The 14,558-nt window shown below is 43.2% G+C and carries 16 protein-coding genes; 13 read left to right on the top strand and 3 right to left on the bottom strand.

The features are described 5' to 3' along the window. Position 1 precedes the first annotated feature (1 nt). From ACN6MV_RS21880 to ACN6MV_RS21850, 7 genes are all read left to right on the top strand, one after another. Positions 2 to 2,131, top strand: coding sequence for a phage tail protein (locus ACN6MV_RS21880; protein WP_419884824.1), 2,130 nt, complete (start codon positions 2 to 4; stop codon positions 2,129 to 2,131). Between the two features lie 75 nt (positions 2,132 to 2,206). Further along, entirely contained in the window at positions 2,207 to 2,767 is a 561-nt protein-coding gene (locus tag ACN6MV_RS21875) for a hypothetical protein (RefSeq protein ID WP_419884823.1), read from the top strand. Between the two features lie 73 nt (positions 2,768 to 2,840). Then, entirely contained in the window at positions 2,841 to 3,035 is a 195-nt protein-coding gene (locus ACN6MV_RS21870; protein WP_419884822.1) for a hypothetical protein, read from the top strand. Next, positions 3,035 to 3,346, top strand: a complete 312-nt coding sequence (locus ACN6MV_RS21865; protein ID WP_419884821.1) for a hypothetical protein — start codon at positions 3,035 to 3,037, stop codon at positions 3,344 to 3,346. Before ACN6MV_RS21870 ends, ACN6MV_RS21865 begins: the two co-directional genes overlap by 1 nt. Before the next feature lie 2 nt (positions 3,347 to 3,348). Beyond that, positions 3,349 to 4,074, top strand: coding sequence for an N-acetylmuramoyl-L-alanine amidase (locus ACN6MV_RS21860; RefSeq protein WP_419884820.1), 726 nt, complete (start codon positions 3,349 to 3,351; stop codon positions 4,072 to 4,074). A gap of 1 nt (position 4,075) precedes the next feature. Next, on the top strand, positions 4,076 to 4,285 hold the full coding sequence (locus ACN6MV_RS21855; RefSeq protein ID WP_419884819.1) for a hypothetical protein: 210 nt from the start codon (positions 4,076 to 4,078) through the stop codon (positions 4,283 to 4,285). A 73-nt stretch (positions 4,286 to 4,358) separates the two neighbouring features. Further along, the gene (locus ACN6MV_RS21850; protein ID WP_076106522.1) at positions 4,359 to 4,562 is read left to right on the top strand and encodes a hypothetical protein; all 204 of its coding nucleotides are present in this window, start codon (positions 4,359 to 4,361) and stop codon (positions 4,560 to 4,562) included. 381 nt (positions 4,563 to 4,943) lie between these two features. Here ACN6MV_RS21850 and ACN6MV_RS21845 read toward each other — a convergent pair whose 3' ends face one another. Both ACN6MV_RS21845 and ACN6MV_RS21840 read right to left on the bottom strand, forming a co-directional pair. Beyond that, complete coding sequence (locus tag ACN6MV_RS21845) at positions 4,944 to 5,321, bottom strand: hypothetical protein (protein WP_419884818.1); 378 nt, start codon at positions 5,319 to 5,321, stop codon at positions 4,944 to 4,946. A 111-nt stretch (positions 5,322 to 5,432) separates the two neighbouring features. Next, positions 5,433 to 6,464 carry a tyrosine-type recombinase/integrase gene (locus tag ACN6MV_RS21840; RefSeq protein ID WP_419884817.1) on the bottom strand — a complete coding sequence of 344 codons (1,032 nt, stop codon included), beginning with the start codon at positions 6,462 to 6,464 and terminating at the stop codon, positions 5,433 to 5,435. A gap of 710 nt (positions 6,465 to 7,174) precedes the next feature. On the opposite strand from ACN6MV_RS21840, the gene ACN6MV_RS21835 reads away from it, so the two are divergent. Further along, positions 7,175 to 7,771: a hypothetical protein gene (locus tag ACN6MV_RS21835; protein ID WP_419884816.1), complete on the top strand. Its 597-nt coding sequence runs from the start codon at positions 7,175 to 7,177 to the stop codon at positions 7,769 to 7,771. 199 nt (positions 7,772 to 7,970) lie between these two features. On the opposite strand, the gene ACN6MV_RS21830 is transcribed toward ACN6MV_RS21835, so the two are convergent. Beyond that, positions 7,971 to 9,713: an ABC-F family ATP-binding cassette domain-containing protein gene (locus ACN6MV_RS21830; RefSeq protein ID WP_419884815.1), complete on the bottom strand. Its 1,743-nt coding sequence runs from the start codon at positions 9,711 to 9,713 to the stop codon at positions 7,971 to 7,973. Positions 9,714 to 10,115: 402 nt separating this feature from the next. On the opposite strand from ACN6MV_RS21830, the gene fabZ reads away from it, so the two are divergent. The 5 genes from fabZ to ACN6MV_RS21805 all read left to right on the top strand — a co-directional run bounded on the left by fabZ (position 10,116) and on the right by ACN6MV_RS21805 (position 14,530). Then, positions 10,116 to 10,544 (top strand): 3-hydroxyacyl-ACP dehydratase FabZ, encoded by a 429-nt coding sequence (gene fabZ, locus ACN6MV_RS21825; protein ID WP_375103499.1) that lies wholly within the window; start codon positions 10,116 to 10,118, stop codon positions 10,542 to 10,544. Positions 10,545 to 11,001: 457 nt separating this feature from the next. After that, positions 11,002 to 11,778 carry an ABC transporter ATP-binding protein gene (locus tag ACN6MV_RS21820; RefSeq protein WP_283908407.1) on the top strand — a complete coding sequence of 259 codons (777 nt, stop codon included), beginning with the start codon at positions 11,002 to 11,004 and terminating at the stop codon, positions 11,776 to 11,778. Positions 11,779 to 11,822: 44 nt separating this feature from the next. After that, positions 11,823 to 12,833 carry an aliphatic sulfonate ABC transporter substrate-binding protein gene (locus tag ACN6MV_RS21815; RefSeq protein ID WP_419884814.1) on the top strand — a complete coding sequence of 337 codons (1,011 nt, stop codon included), beginning with the start codon at positions 11,823 to 11,825 and terminating at the stop codon, positions 12,831 to 12,833. A gap of 36 nt (positions 12,834 to 12,869) precedes the next feature. Then, positions 12,870 to 13,721, top strand: coding sequence for an ABC transporter permease (locus ACN6MV_RS21810; protein WP_419884813.1), 852 nt, complete (start codon positions 12,870 to 12,872; stop codon positions 13,719 to 13,721). Then, positions 13,718 to 14,530 (top strand): ABC transporter permease, encoded by an 813-nt coding sequence (locus ACN6MV_RS21805; RefSeq protein ID WP_375103496.1) that lies wholly within the window; start codon positions 13,718 to 13,720, stop codon positions 14,528 to 14,530. Before ACN6MV_RS21810 ends, ACN6MV_RS21805 begins: the two co-directional genes overlap by 4 nt. Positions 14,531 to 14,558: the final 28 nt, after the last annotated feature.

Raw genomic sequence — 14,558 nt, 5'->3', positions numbered from 1 at the left:
TTTGATTAACGCTTTGCAATCGTACGACCGTTTCCGTAAGCGCATCGGTATTCTGCGCGATGCTTACGACATCACACGAACGCGGCGGACCAACGCAGATTATACGCTGACCTTTACCGTTCCGATGACGTCCGATGATTTCCGCGATAAGTTGCCGCTAAAAGGGCACGTAATGGACGAGCGCGGTCAATACTACGTAATTAACAAACGCGAACGATCACGTGAAGACCGTAAGCTTACCGCACAAATATCGTGTTCACACGTCATGTTTAAACTGGCGGATTATAAATTTCCGTACGCTTCGTATATAAAGGAAGGCTACGGAATCCATATTACGCAATTAACAGCGCTCATCTCGGCGGCAACCGGTGGGCGCTTTTCTATTGCGGTCGATGATACGTTCGACCTCGCGGATGTTAAAGCGTTCGGCGGCGGCAACTGTCTTGAAGCGCTCAACGCGGTCATAAATCTGTATGGCGCGGAGGTTGAGCCGGATAACTTCACGCTTCATCTACGTAAGAAGGTCGGCAATCCCGCGTCAGACTATCGGATTCAAGTAACGCGCAATTTAATCGCGGCATCCTTTACGGACAGCGCATCGTCATTATGTACGCGACTTTATGCGGAAATGAAAGACTCGCGGACATGGATCGGTCAGCCTGCGTCGATATTAACCGCGGACGAACAAGCGCGTCTTAGCGTGATACCTGGCGCAATCACAGACGGAATCCTCCGCGTCAATTACCTCGTGTCACCGTATGCTGACGCGTGGGCATCGGATAGTGTGCCGTTTTACGACGATCTATTAACGGAGCAGGACGTAACCGATCCGCTTAAGCTCGTAGCTGCCGCGAGATTGCGCTTGGCTGAACGTGAGGTGCCGGCGCTTGAAGTATCCGTTAGTGCTGCGGATTTATTTAAGATCGATAAGCAAGAAGCGCGGCCCGGCCTCGGCGATACGGTTACGCTCGTTGATCCGGCGCTCGGCTTAACGGGCATCAGCGCACGAATTACGGAGATGACGGAGTATCCGTATGCGCCCGATAAACATACGCAGCTAACCGTTGCTAACGTAATGAAACGTGACTATACGCAAATACTCGCGGACTTGGAGGCGGGGCGGCGTGCGATAGAGAACGTGTTTAGTGGCGGGCGAATCAGAGCGGAAGTATTCGAAGAGTTCGCGCGGCTGGCGGTAAACGAGATCAACGCGAGTAAGACGGAGATTAAATACGATGAACGCGGAATCGTCCTGCAGTCGAAAACGGACCCCTCCGATCAAGTCATATTAACGTCAAACGGACTTATCTTAACGACGGATGGCGGAGCGACTGCGCGGACAGCGATAACGGCGACCGGAATTGCGGCGGAGGTAATCGCGGGGCAACTCGGTAGTTTCGTATCGATGGTTATCGGCAGCGGAAACAACGTAGTCAAGATTAATACTAACGGTATCAGCGCAGGTCATGACGATTTCAACTCCGCGCCCTTCCGGTTAGATATGGCGGGTAACGTCGTACTCAATAAACTGACCGCAAATAGCGCGTATATCAGTACGTCAAATTTAAACGCCTCAACATGGAAGGATGGGTACTTCACCGGAAATATTACGGCTAACGGCGAGATCACAGGCGGAACGATAACTGGCGCATTGATTCGAACTGGAATATCCGGAGCGCGCTTCGAAGTAGACTCGTCGGGTTGGCGAACATATGACGCATCAGGGACGCGGAGAATCGGGATATACGCGGACTCTGGCTATGGAATGAGCGCGATTACTTTCGATAAAACTGGCGGAGGGCGCAGCGGTTATATAAACGGGGGCGACGGGTTGTTTGCTATTGCTTCATCCGTTGATATGCAGATATCCGCAATGGCGGGCAGTATATATTTTCAAGGTCAACTTGATTTTAACTCAGCTTATAGTATCAAAGGTCTGCAGATGACGCATATCAGCGGACTATCCTCTGCATTGTCCAACAAAGCTGATAAAGGAACGTCCACAAGTTCCGTTAATGCCGGCGGACACAACCACGGTATCCCAAATGGTACACAATTTAAAGATGTTAACGGGGCTGTTTACACATGGTCCTCCTACGCAGGCTTTACGCACGACCACGCTCAACAATAAACTTATTGAAACTTTAGCGCCGGTATGACGATAATACTAATGTAGGAAAATATCGGAAATCGGGAGCGTGGTGTAATGAAGAAGTTCGTGACAGGTATATTAGTAGGTCTTACTCTTTTCGCCGGAACCTCAGCATTAGCAGGTCCAGTAAACAAACTTATAGGCGCTAAAGTACAAGGAGTATACTCTCTTGAGAAGAACGGAAAATCAATCGGAGATGCTATCATTATTGACGGAAAAGCATACGCGCCCGTCCGCACTATATCCGAAGCGGCGGGCGTTGGACTGACAGTAGAGGGGAAGACGATAAAAATGTCAGACATAACGGTAAACGAGACAGGAGATTACGTACTCGGACCAGACTCTCTAGCACTAGCTAATGAACAAGCTCAGCTTCGCGGTACCATATCCAGTGCAAAGGGGTTACTAAAGGCATCGCAGGAAGCTTTAAAAACATATGAGGATGCCCTTACTGCGGACGCAGCTCGTGCAGAGCCTTTACCCGGTGCTGCGGATGCCTTAAAGACCAACATCACGAAAACTAAAGCGGAAATAACGAAACTTGAAACGGAGATTAAAGCTGCCGAAGCACGTGTCGCAGAGCTACAAACGCAGCTCGACGCAATGAAACCGTAATCGAATATGTGAAAATAACGAAGAGTCGCGCCTTGAACTGGCGGGGCTCTTTTTTACGTAAAGGAGACGTTATATGAAAGTGCGCACGTTACTCGAATGTACGATAGATACATCTAATCCCGCACCAGAACTTAATGCGACTATTGGTGTAGTTTTGGCCGGACTCCCTAACGCAGAGGCACGTTTAGCGGTACTTCAAACGTTATATGACGAAATCGTCAACGCGCTAGAGGAGTATACAACGCCTGAAACGGAGGCGGCTTCGTAATGGAAACGGTATGGTCCGAAATCGCAAAGAACGGAATATTTGCGCTCGCTGCCGCCATTATTGGATACGCGCTATGGAAGCAGATGCAGCGCATATCCGACGAAGCCAAAGCGCGCGAAGAACGCATTACTGCGGAGTCGAAAACGGAACGCGAACGGATGCACAGCGAAGCAATCGCGCGGGAAGACCGCTTGATGAAGCTGGCGGAAGGACTGACGGATCGATTCGAAGCGCTGGCCGGTCAATACGAGAACCTAGCGCTCGATGTCCGCGATATTAAAACGATAGTACACGGAAAGGATGTTGCGTAAATATGGGTGACTTTAATTACCGCAAGGATTATATACCGAAAACGACCGCGTGCAATCGGCGGCCTGGATACGCTATGAGCGCGACTACAATTACGATTCACAATACGGGCAACCCGACGTCCTCGGCAGCGAATGAACGCGCATGGCTAACGAATCCAACGAACGCGCGCCAAGCGTCATTCCATATCGTAGTCGATGAGCGTGAGGCAATCGAATGTTTACCGCTGAATGAGAACGCATGGCATAGCGGAGACGGAAGCGCAGCTAAATCCGGCAACCGTACGTCGATCGGCGTAGAGATATGCGAAAGGGGTAACTATGCGAAGACGCTCGATAACGCAGCGAGTCTCGTAGCGTCGATGCTTAAGGAACGCGGATGGGGTACGGAACGCCTGCGCCGGCATTACGATTGGTCCGGCAAAATATGCCCGCGCTTAATGTACGATAGCGGTAAATGGACCGGATGGACGGCATTTAAAGCGCTAGTAGAGGCGCACCTATCGGCACGCGTAAGTGAGCCGAAGTTAAATCCGATTAAACAGGAGGATAACGATATGATCGTATATAAAGCGAACGTAGTAGTGAACGGATGTAAAGCGAAGGATGGCGTATTGATTGACGGAGCAGTATACGTTCCATTGCGCGAGATGTCCGACCAGTTTGGCGCTGTAATCGCGTGGGATAACGTTACGAAGACCGCGAGTGTTACGATTAAGGAGGCGAAATAATATGAGTAAAAACGATATCATGCGTAAATTATCCTCGCGGAAGTTATGGGCGCTACTCGCTGCGTTAGCTACTTCGGTACTTACGGCTTCGGGCGCGGGTGATAATACGGTACTGCACGTAACCGGCGTCATCGGCGCGGTCGGTGCGTGTGTTGCGTATATGCTGGCGGAGGGCATTTCTGACGCAGCGAACAAAGATAAGTCGGAATAGTCTACGCATATTTACAAAATGCGGAAACTCTCCGATAATAAGAGTAACGTAAATTAACGGAGGTCGAGCGTATATGTTATTAGGCGTAATCGTACTCGGAGTTGTAGTCGGGATAATCATCGCGGTAGTAATCGCTATTAAACAGACCGCAACTGCGGAGAAAGTCGATTGCCCTACGTGCGGACGTACGACTCTGTTACCGGGCGGAAGCGCGAAATGTCCGAAGTGTAAAACACTAATTGTGCGGACGTCTAGCGGTGAATTAATAACGAAGTAGTTACGTAATATAAGGCGCAGTCTTTGCGGAGTAATATCCGTAGGGGCTGCGCCTTTTTTTCGTTTATTTTCGCGAGTTCGTCCGGCATAACGTACAAGCCCGCCGTCATACGCTAGGGGTAAAGCGGTCGCCTACGCGATCCGCGCTTTGGGAGCGAGGGTGTTCTCTCGAAAACGTTCGACGATCCGCAGCAGGCTTTCGAAGCTACGCGCCAGTATCAGTTTATCGCGTGTTGGCTGCGGGAAGGTGAGTACGAAGCGCCATTCGTAGCGGATGCGTTAGTTCCCGTCGGCAAGCGCTATGCGTCCGTAGATAACGAGGCGCTCACGGCGGCACACTCGCGGAAATACGGCCGCCCGATTGCGGAAGTGTTGGCGGAGATTAAGGCGCGGGAACGGAGTTATCGAAAAGCGTAAGATACGCGCGCATAACGTCCATGCCGCCATTTATGTCGACCGTGACTTCTCCACTGTGACCGCGACAGAGATAGTGCGCTACGATATTTGCGCCAACACGCTCGGTAGAAACTACGCGTAAACCTCGCCGATAGACTTCGCGTTTAGCAGCGTCGAGATCCGTAGTCGCGCGAGCAATGGCGGTGTCGATAACGTCGGTATACGGGGACGGCGTTTTTAGGAGTCCGGGTTCCATAAATACGAGGCGATCCCGTTTAAGCGCGGCGATAACTAACGGAAGAGTGACGGCCGGTGCGATTAAAGCGAGGTCATCCGGAGTTGGTGGTGCGGGCATTGTTTTCATAGCGAATACCTCCGTTTAGCTTGCGAATGTATGTTCGTATATTATAACGCTTCTATTATATATGCGCAACAATCAACCCGCCAATAACTGACGGGCTGATTATACTTTCTTTTATTTAAACATTCTCTTTCCACGCTTTTTCTCAGTACCACTATCTATTAACTGCGTTACTGGTGAAGCTTTACGGTGCTGCTCTTGTAAGTCTGTTCCTGTAAATCTAACATATACTTGAGTCATTTCTAGAGAGACATGTCCTAGGATACGCGCGAGAGCGATAGGATCACCCGTACCTCGCAGAAACTTCACGGCGAAATAATGACGGAAAGTATGTGGTGAGACTCGCGGACCAACAACCCCAACTCTTTTAGCGTAGAGTTTAAGCATCTTCCCGAAAGTGTCACCTAAATACCGCTCACCAAATTGAGTTAACCATAGATAGTCTGCCCCATCAACATCCATATATGATATCAACTTTTCCAATTCTTTTAGTGTGCGCTGTGAAACAGGAACAACCCGCGTAGTATTTGACTTAGCTATCTCTGCACGAACTACTATTTGGCGAAGTTTGAAGTCTACGTCTGAGACACGCAACCCAGTTAGTTCTTTTATACGTAACCCACAATCACAAAGAACTAGCATCATGCAATAATCGCGGAGACCTGTGTAAACTCGTCGGTTAGGGGCGCTGAGAAGTCGAAGTACATCATCATCAGAGAATACTTCGAAGGTATCCTTTTCCTCGCGTTGGTAGGATACAGCGTCCATAGGAGAATGCGTAATTATCCTCTCCTTGACAAGATAATTAAAAAAGATGCGCATATTTCTTATAACGTTGTTTACCGTTCGAGGCGACAATCCCACACTTCCGCTAGGACTTGTAGGATGGTCGTCCCATTTCGTTTTACTAAACGTGAGATACTCGATATATTCACGCAGAATTTCCGTAGTAAAGTCGGCATACTCCGTACCATCGTACCATTTACGGAATTGATCAAGCACCTGCTTATACGCTAATATGGTCTTAGGTGAGCGATTTTCTAACCGTTTGGAATCGAGAAATTGCGTAATATGCTTAGAGAGCGATAGTTTAACGCCCTTGCCTCCTCTCGATACAAACGTAAATTTAGGATCTTTTCGTGCCATTTGTCTGCGCCTCCTTTAGCGATAAGTTTTCGCTAAACGTTCCGATAAAGGTGCGCAGTATTTAATGCAATAGCGAAGTGTTCACGCCCAACTTTCCGCGTCGTTGTGCGTTTTGTGAGCGAGCTTGTCCGGAGTGAACTCGGAATTTATTGCCATGGTAGCCGACAAGCTGCGGATTGAGCATAAGGTTAGTTGAAAGGGTTAGGGGCAGTGCGTGGTAAGTGATTTTGAATTGTTGGAAGGTGTTTAGGCTAAAACAATTTTGCCTACAAACTTCTTATTAGGTAATTTAAAGCCAATCAATTTCTTCTTTGTATATGTATAAATTTCACTCCTTTATTGGGTTCGGTAAATCCAATGGAGGAGTGTTTGCTTATGACTGATTTTGAATTTCAAATTGATAATTTTATGTTGTAGTATATCTACATACACAATTAAAATCACTGATGTAATAGTATTGAAAATGAAATAACAAAGAATGCTTGTGGGAAAATCGAGAACTCAAAAATTATCAGAAAAATCAAAAAAAGCTCAGTGTAGAAAGCTTAAAACTTGTTCTTGGACAGTTTGATACATCGAGGTATGAACAGTTAACTTTCTTCAATAGAGTTGATTATAGAGATTCTAATGGAACAATTTAGCATCTGATAAAACAAATGTTTAATTTAGAAGGAGACATATGAACTTGAAAAATAGTGGGAGTGTGAAATGTGGAAAAGATATTATTGGTTTGTATTATGATAATGTTGATGTTAGCATCGGCTAATGGGAATGTTGAAATGATATCAAATCCAAATACTTCTAATGAGCCTAAACGTGAAACGGATGAGTCTATTATTCCAAAAAACACATCCGTATATTGTGCTCAAGAAAGTATAAATTTGGATAGTGAAACTGAAAAAGATTTCTATGGAACTTGGAAAGTTGAGAAGCTTTTAGGATTTGCAAATTCATATAATGATGCTTCTGAATATCCAACAGGGCAAAAATTTATTGGAGATGAAATTATCATCAAAAAAGACTTTTTTTCATCAAAAGGACTTAAAAACTATAGTGTTTATCAATATGAACTTAAAAAACCATTATATGAGATTACAGCGACATGTTATAACTCTGACTCTTTTTATAGATTATATAAAATAGATATCCCAGACTTAAATATAAATGATGTAGTAAAAGTAATAAATATAAGTGACCCTTCTACAAACCTTGGAATACCTTTAAGTTTTTTTGTTGTTAATAACGATAGGCTTATCTTGTTATCAGAGGCAACTATTTTTGAGCTTAAAAAAATTACGATTAAATGAATGCGATTCTGAAAATACCCGTTGATATGGAATGGCGTTTATTATTTGCGTTTAGAAAATATCCCCTGCTTAAAGAACGTATGCTTGGTATGTAATGCATAGCAAGAGCTATCAACAAATCAATGCAGCAAAAAGACACTGAGATCTTATTCATCAGTGTCTTTTTTGTTTATACTTTTCCGCCAGAGGATTGTAATTATTAAAGCAGTTTAATCAGCTCTTCTAGCTCGTCAACCATACCTTTTGCAAGTTCAAAATTATTGTCTTTTAAAGCTAATTCTATTTTCATTTCAACTGCTTTTTTATTTTGTTCATTTTCTAAATAGTCTTTATCAAAATGACTGGCATAAATCATCTTTCTGAATTTTCTCATACTCATTTTTCTAATCGTCTTATCGTCAATGATTAATACATAATCCATACCATTTACTACAGAATAGAAATCATGAGAAATCATGAGAATCGCACCCTTATAGTCTTCAATGGCTTTCTCCAGTGCGATTTGTGTATAGGTGTCTAAATGGCTTGTAGGTTCATCAAGAAGCAATAAGTTTGCTTTGCTAGCAGAAACTTTTGCCAATTGCAGTATGTTTTTTTCGCCACCAGATAAAGATTCTATTTTTTGATTAAGAATTTCTCCTTCAAAACCATAGTTTGAAAGATGTGCTCTAATCTCGTCATAAGTTGCAAACCCAGCATCGATGAAGTCTTCTAGTATGGTATTAGAATCCTTTAGCACTTCGTCTTGAAGCTGAGAAAGATAAGCCACTTTAACATCATCATGTATTTTAATTGAATCATGATTATTTTTAAAGATATCTCGAAGTAAAGTCGTTTTTCCGGTACCGTTTGGACCGATAAGGGCTACTTTATCTGTAGGTTTCATCTCAAAGTTAACATTTTCTAAAATCAACTCATCAAAGGAAACACTATAATCATTCACATTTAAAACAGTGATGTCTTCTTCAATTTCATTGTCCACACAAAAACTGATTTCCGGTTGCTTAATATCAACGAATGGTGCTTTAATTTTTCGCGCTTCCAATCTTTCTTGAAACTTAACCCTAGCTTTTAACGCTCTCCCTCTAGATGCTTCTGAATTATAGGTTGCGATCGCTCTAAGATTATCAATAATGTCATCGTATCTCTCAATTTCTTCTTGTTCAGCGACTGCGATTTCTTGTAACTCAATTTTCGTCTGAAGTAATGAGAAGTTATACTCAATATATCGCCCATCGAACTCTTGGATCTCCATGTTTTCAAGGTGTATAATTTTGTTAAAACAATGATTCAATAGATAACGGTTATGCGTAACAACTAGCAATATTCCTTTGTGAGCATTAATAAGATTTTTAAGTGCATTTAGGTTTTCAAAATCTAAAAATACATCGGGCTCATCCATAATCATTAAGTCTGGACGAGTCAGCATTTCCTTCATCACTTGAATAAGCTTAAATTCCCCACCACTTAGGTCGGATACCCTAGCATCTTTTAGTTTCAAAAGGTTGGCTAAATTTAGTTTCTTATTAATATTGCTTTCAAAATCATTTCCATCCATTAAATCAAAGGCATCTAGAGCTAATTGATACTTTTCGAGTAATGAATCAATATCTGATGATGTTTCCATTTCAGAGAGAATAGTTGTTATTTCATTTTGTATCTTAATAAATTCTTCTCCTATATATTCAAAAACGGTTGTTTCTTTACTTCTGTCTACTTGTGAGAACTGACTTACATATCCAATTTTGCAGGTTGGGTCAATTTCTAACTTGCCTTCGAACAAATATTTTTCTGGATCCATCAGTATATCGATCAGTGTACTTTTACCACTGCCACTTGTTCCTATAAAAGCGCAATGTTGTGCCTCTTCAAGCGTAAATGTAATGTTTTTATATAGTTCTTTTTGCGGAAATGAGAAGGATAAGTTATCAACTTTTATCATAGTATTACCTTTCTTTATACAGAATTAGTGAATATTAACAGATGTGTAGAAGATCATAGACTTTGAGTTTACCGTTGATAGAGTAACACTGTTTACAAACAACATCAATCATTTCACATAAAGTTGTTCGTAGAATCGGAAAATCAATTTAGAACAATATGACTAAGCCTGCCCAGAGGGCGTCTTATAACTCCATTTTATCTGGAAAGAAGTGTGGTAGCCTCCGTGTTTTATTTAATTATGAATAAGAAAAGGGTTTAAATACTGTAATGGAATTGTAGGGTTTGATATACTAAATATGGAAATGAAAAAAGGAATTAGATTAGCGTATAGCTTGATAAGGTGGTTAGCTACATAGATGGTTGTGAAATTGCAGTAAAACCAATCAAGAGGAGGCAATTCATGCTTGATATTGAAAGAATAAAAGAAGTAATTCCTCATCGATATCCGTTTTTATTAGTCGACAGAATATTGGAAATTGAAGATGGGAAAAGAGCTGTTGGAATTAAAAATGTGTCAATTAATGAGCCTTATTTCAGTGGACATTTTCCCAACTATCCGGTTATGCCTGGGGTCTTAATTGTAGAAGCATTGGCACAAGTTGGTGGTATTATTATGTCCAATGAAATGATCGGTACTAATAAAATTGGTTTATTGACTGGGATCGATAATTGTAGATTCAAACGTCAAGTAAAACCAGGAGAACAACTTCTGCTTGTATACGAAGTAACTCGAATGAAGGGACAGGTCGTCAAAGGAAAAGGTATTGCCACGGTAAATAATGAATTAGTGTGTGAAGCTGAAATAATGTTTGCAATCAGTTCAATTTAGATAGTTTTAGTTTATGAATGGTATGCGCTTTCTAATAATGAGAAAAGAAAAGCTAGAGATGAAATGGCGCCACTAGATGATCTTAGAATATGGAAGTGGGTCAAAATTTTGAGCATAATATGAAATTGCAAAAGACTGCTGGATTTAAACCAGTGACCAAACTAGAGATACTTTAAAATGCCTTCAATTAAGAAACTAATGAATACCGCTTAATTATCGGTCCTAAAAACCAATAAATGAGCGGTATTTTTATGCTCAACCCCCTCCTTCACAAAATGCACATTCACTTGGAAAATAATGTTTGACATGTGAGGAATATCACTGATAAGATAAATAAAATTAAACCGAGGCGAATAATCGGATATGAATCCGGGAATACTCATTTCTTTTTTTGCGTTAAATACCAATTAAACAGATATGCATAATTATAATTTAATGGTCGGAAAGGGTGGACGGAGTGTCTAAAGAAACACTGGTTATCGAACATTTGAACAAAGTATTCGCCGCTCCTGCAGGTGATGTTATCGCTTTAAGCAATATTCAGCTGAAGGTGAACAAAGGCGAATTAATTACGATTATTGGTCCCAGCGGTTGTGGTAAAAGCACCTTGCTGAAAATTGTGGCAGGGCTGGATACCAGCTACAGCGGTACGGTTCTACTAAATGGCAAGCAGATTGACGGCCCGAGTATTGAGAAGGGATTTATTTTTCAAGAGCCAAGACTCTTTCCATGGCTGACAGTGGAGCATAATATTGCAGCGAATCTATCCCTCAAAGACCCGGAGGTTCGTAAAAAGGTGGATGAACTGATTGAGCTTGTTCGCTTAAAGGGATTTGAGAAATCCTATCCGCGTGAGCTGTCAGGTGGGATGGCACAACGGGTATCTATTGCTAGGGCTTTACTGCGTAATCCGGATGTTTTACTGCTCGATGAACCCTTTGGTGCACTGGACGCTTTTACTAGATCACATCTGCAAGAGGTGCTTCTTGATATTTGGCAGAGCAATAAGACGACTATGTTATTTGTAACTCATGATCTGGATGAGGCTGTATTCCTGGCAGAGCGGGTAGTTATTATGAATCCTCGACCTGGGCATATTCGCAATATTCTTCCTATCGATTTACCGTTTCCGCGCAAAAGATCCAGTACTTCATTCCAAGAGCTACGCCGACTGGTCTTGAGTGAATTTGAGAAAGTAGAGGAACCAGCGATTGATGTTGGAGCTGGTATCTAGATAAAGAGAGTTCATTTTTATAAAAAAAAGGGGAGAAATGATCCATGAAACTATTTCGCAATTTATTACTTGTTATGCTTGTCTTGTCTGTATTTGCAACGGGTTGCGCTTCTAATGAGAAGAGTGCGGGAAAGAATGACGCCAACAAGTATGAAGGTGTGAGCATTAAGATTGGCGTGCAAGGTAGCGGAGGATTGTTTGGCAAAGCCCGTGAGGAAAAATGGTTTGAACAGGAATTTGATAAGCTGGGCGTCAAAGTAGAATGGACGGAGTTCCAAAGTGGACCTCCAATGACAGAGGCGATCGCTTCAAATAAGCTGGACATAGCGACCCTTGGCAACATGCCAATCATCGCAGCGCAAGCGGCGGGTATCCCTATTAAAATTATCTCTCAAGTATTAGAAGGTACGAATAACGTTGCGCTTCTTGTGCCTGGCAGCAGTACTGCTCAGAAACTGGAGGATTTGAAGGGGAAGAAGATAGCTGTTACAAAAGGCAGTAATGCTTACAACTTCCTTTATCGCGGTATCGAGGAATCCGGACTTAAAGATTCAGATTTTGAAGTAATTCAGCTGCAGCCTGATGAAGCACAACCCGCGTTTGAATCAGGTGGAGTGGACGCATGGGCTACATGGGATCCATATATTACTTTAAATGCATTGACTGGTAAAGGGAAAGTATTGACTGACGGAAAGCAATTGGGCGTATTATCCCCTTCCTTTGTGATCTCCCGTTCAGCGTTCGCAGAGAAATATCCAGAACTAGTTACTCTTTACTTAAAGGTCACTAATAAAGCTATTGCCTGGGAAAAAGATAACCGCGCTGAAGCGACAGAAAGATATGCTGCTGAACGGAACATCCCGGCGGCAGTTATAGAAGGAACGTTTGAACGTGCGCAAATGATTAACATCGCAATAAGTGATGCCATTGTCGAAGAAATGCAAAAGACGGCTGATTTTCAATATAAAATCAAGAACATTCGTAAAGAAATTAAAGTTTCCAAAATAACGGATAATCAATTTATCGAGGCAGCACTGAAGGAACCTTTGAAATAAGAGATGAAACCACAGATGTAGAAAAGAGGTTGTGACATGCAATTCAGTGCTGAAAAAGCTGTGATCTCACCACTTATACAAAAAAAGAATCCGGCAAAGAGACGCGGTCTTTCCATCCAAACGACGAATATATTGCTTGGACTTATTTTGCCGGTAGCTATTCTTCTCATTTGGGAAATAGCCGGAGCGATGGGAAAGCTCAATCCCATATTGCTGCCAAGGCCAAGCGAAATATGGTTGGAACTGGTCAGCCTGACCGCATCCGGTGAACTGGCGAGACATTTGGGCATCTCTGCTTGGCGGGCACTGCTTGGTTTCCTAATTGGGGGAGGGCTTGGCTTAGCTGCTGGACTGTGGGTAGGCTTTTCATACAAAACAGAACGTTTGCTGGATCCGTCGCTGCAAATGCTGCGCACGCTGCCCCATTTGGCAATTGCTCCGCTATTTATTTTGTGGTTCGGATTCGGTGAAACGTCCAAAATATTGTTGATTGCTAAAGGCTCGTTTTTCCCATTATACGTAAACACATTCCTGGGAATCCGCTCGGTGGATGACAAGCTGTTTGATGTGGGGAGAGTCCTGCAATTCAGTAAATGGCAGATGGTCAGCAAGTTAATCATTCCAGCTTCACTGCCAAACATCTTTTTAGGCATTCGCTTGTCAGTGGGAATTGCTTGGCTTGGTCTTGTGGTTGCGGAAATGATGGGCTCTAGCTCAGGTGTTGGTTATCTTATCAATGATGCGCGATCGTTCTCTTTGACTACAGTGGTGTTCGTTGGGATCATCGTGTTTGCCGTAGTAGGGAAGCTGTCAGACTCACTCGTTAAGCTGTTAGAATCTAGATTGCTGAGGTGGCAGGACAGTTATAAAGGAGATAAAGGATCATGAGCGAACATACATCCAGCACTAAAATAGAGCGTCAAGGTGATGCGTTAAAATGGATTCCGAAAAAACTGCATGGCTGGATCGTACCCCTTGCCTTGGTTGCGATTTGGGAAGTGGCCGCGGCGCTCCATTTAGTCTCTGCGACAACACTGCCTGCTCCATCTAGCATCATTGCCCAGTTCTTCTCTTTAATTGCCAGCGGTGAATTGCTCCGACATTTGGGGATTAGCGCTTATCGTGCAGGACTTGGGTTTTTATTGGGGTCTGCGACGGGCCTGCTGCTTGGTTTATCTACAGGACTTGGGAAATTAGTAGAACGAACACTAGATCCCTCTTTGCAAATGCTTCGAACAATACCTTTACTTGCCCTTATTCCGTTATTTATTTTGTGGTTTGGTGTGGGCGAGTTTTCCAAAATATTAATGATTTCATTAGGTGCATTTTTCCCGGTGTACTTAAACACCTTCCTTGGGATACGCAATGTTGATATCAAGCTGGTTGAAGTATCCCGCATTTTCCAATATACAAGATGGCAGCTGCTTAGCAAAATGATTATTCCAGCCGCATTACCTAACATTTTACTTGGTATTCGGTTGTCGCTTGGTGCATCGTGGCTTGTACTTGTCGTTGCGGAGATGATGGGAACTAGTGCGGGTATAGGCTACATGATTCAAGATGCCAGAGCTTATTCGCAAACAGATATTGTATTTGTTGGGATTTCAATCTTTGCCGTAATCGGAAAACTCTCGGACTCAGCTATTCGCCTGCTCGAGAGAAGATGGCTTCATTGGCGTGATACATTCAAAGGTTAACGAACTTAGAATACGAAAGGCAGGGTCA

The sequence above is a fragment of the Paenibacillus sp. B-A-8 genome (assembly GCF_048572915.1).
Taxonomy (GTDB): Bacteria; Bacillota; Bacilli; order Paenibacillales; family Paenibacillaceae; genus Paenibacillus_AQ.
This window is presented reverse-complemented; position numbering and strand designations above follow the sequence as displayed.

What these genes read in the sequence shown, in the direction of transcription:
- ACN6MV_RS21805 (WP_375103496.1), top strand. Translation starts at nt 13,718, where the DNA reads ATGAGCGAACATACATCCAGCACTAAAATAGAGCGTCAAGGTGATGCG.
- ACN6MV_RS21845 (WP_419884818.1), bottom strand. Translation starts at nt 5,321, where the DNA reads ATGAAAACAATGCCCGCACCACCAACTCCGGATGACCTCGCTTTAATC.
- ACN6MV_RS21860 (WP_419884820.1), top strand. Translation starts at nt 3,349, where the DNA reads ATGGGTGACTTTAATTACCGCAAGGATTATATACCGAAAACGACCGCG.
- ACN6MV_RS21850 (WP_076106522.1), top strand. Translation starts at nt 4,359, where the DNA reads ATGTTATTAGGCGTAATCGTACTCGGAGTTGTAGTCGGGATAATCATC.
- fabZ (WP_375103499.1), top strand. Translation starts at nt 10,116, where the DNA reads ATGCTTGATATTGAAAGAATAAAAGAAGTAATTCCTCATCGATATCCG.
- ACN6MV_RS21875 (WP_419884823.1), top strand. Translation starts at nt 2,207, where the DNA reads ATGAAGAAGTTCGTGACAGGTATATTAGTAGGTCTTACTCTTTTCGCC.
- ACN6MV_RS21815 (WP_419884814.1), top strand. Translation starts at nt 11,823, where the DNA reads ATGAAACTATTTCGCAATTTATTACTTGTTATGCTTGTCTTGTCTGTA.
- ACN6MV_RS21865 (WP_419884821.1), top strand. Translation starts at nt 3,035, where the DNA reads ATGGAAACGGTATGGTCCGAAATCGCAAAGAACGGAATATTTGCGCTC.
- ACN6MV_RS21810 (WP_419884813.1), top strand. Translation starts at nt 12,870, where the DNA reads ATGCAATTCAGTGCTGAAAAAGCTGTGATCTCACCACTTATACAAAAA.
- ACN6MV_RS21830 (WP_419884815.1), bottom strand. Translation starts at nt 9,713, where the DNA reads ATGATAAAAGTTGATAACTTATCCTTCTCATTTCCGCAAAAAGAACTA.
- ACN6MV_RS21840 (WP_419884817.1), bottom strand. Translation starts at nt 6,464, where the DNA reads ATGGCACGAAAAGATCCTAAATTTACGTTTGTATCGAGAGGAGGCAAG.
- ACN6MV_RS21870 (WP_419884822.1), top strand. Translation starts at nt 2,841, where the DNA reads ATGAAAGTGCGCACGTTACTCGAATGTACGATAGATACATCTAATCCC.
- ACN6MV_RS21855 (WP_419884819.1), top strand. Translation starts at nt 4,076, where the DNA reads ATGAGTAAAAACGATATCATGCGTAAATTATCCTCGCGGAAGTTATGG.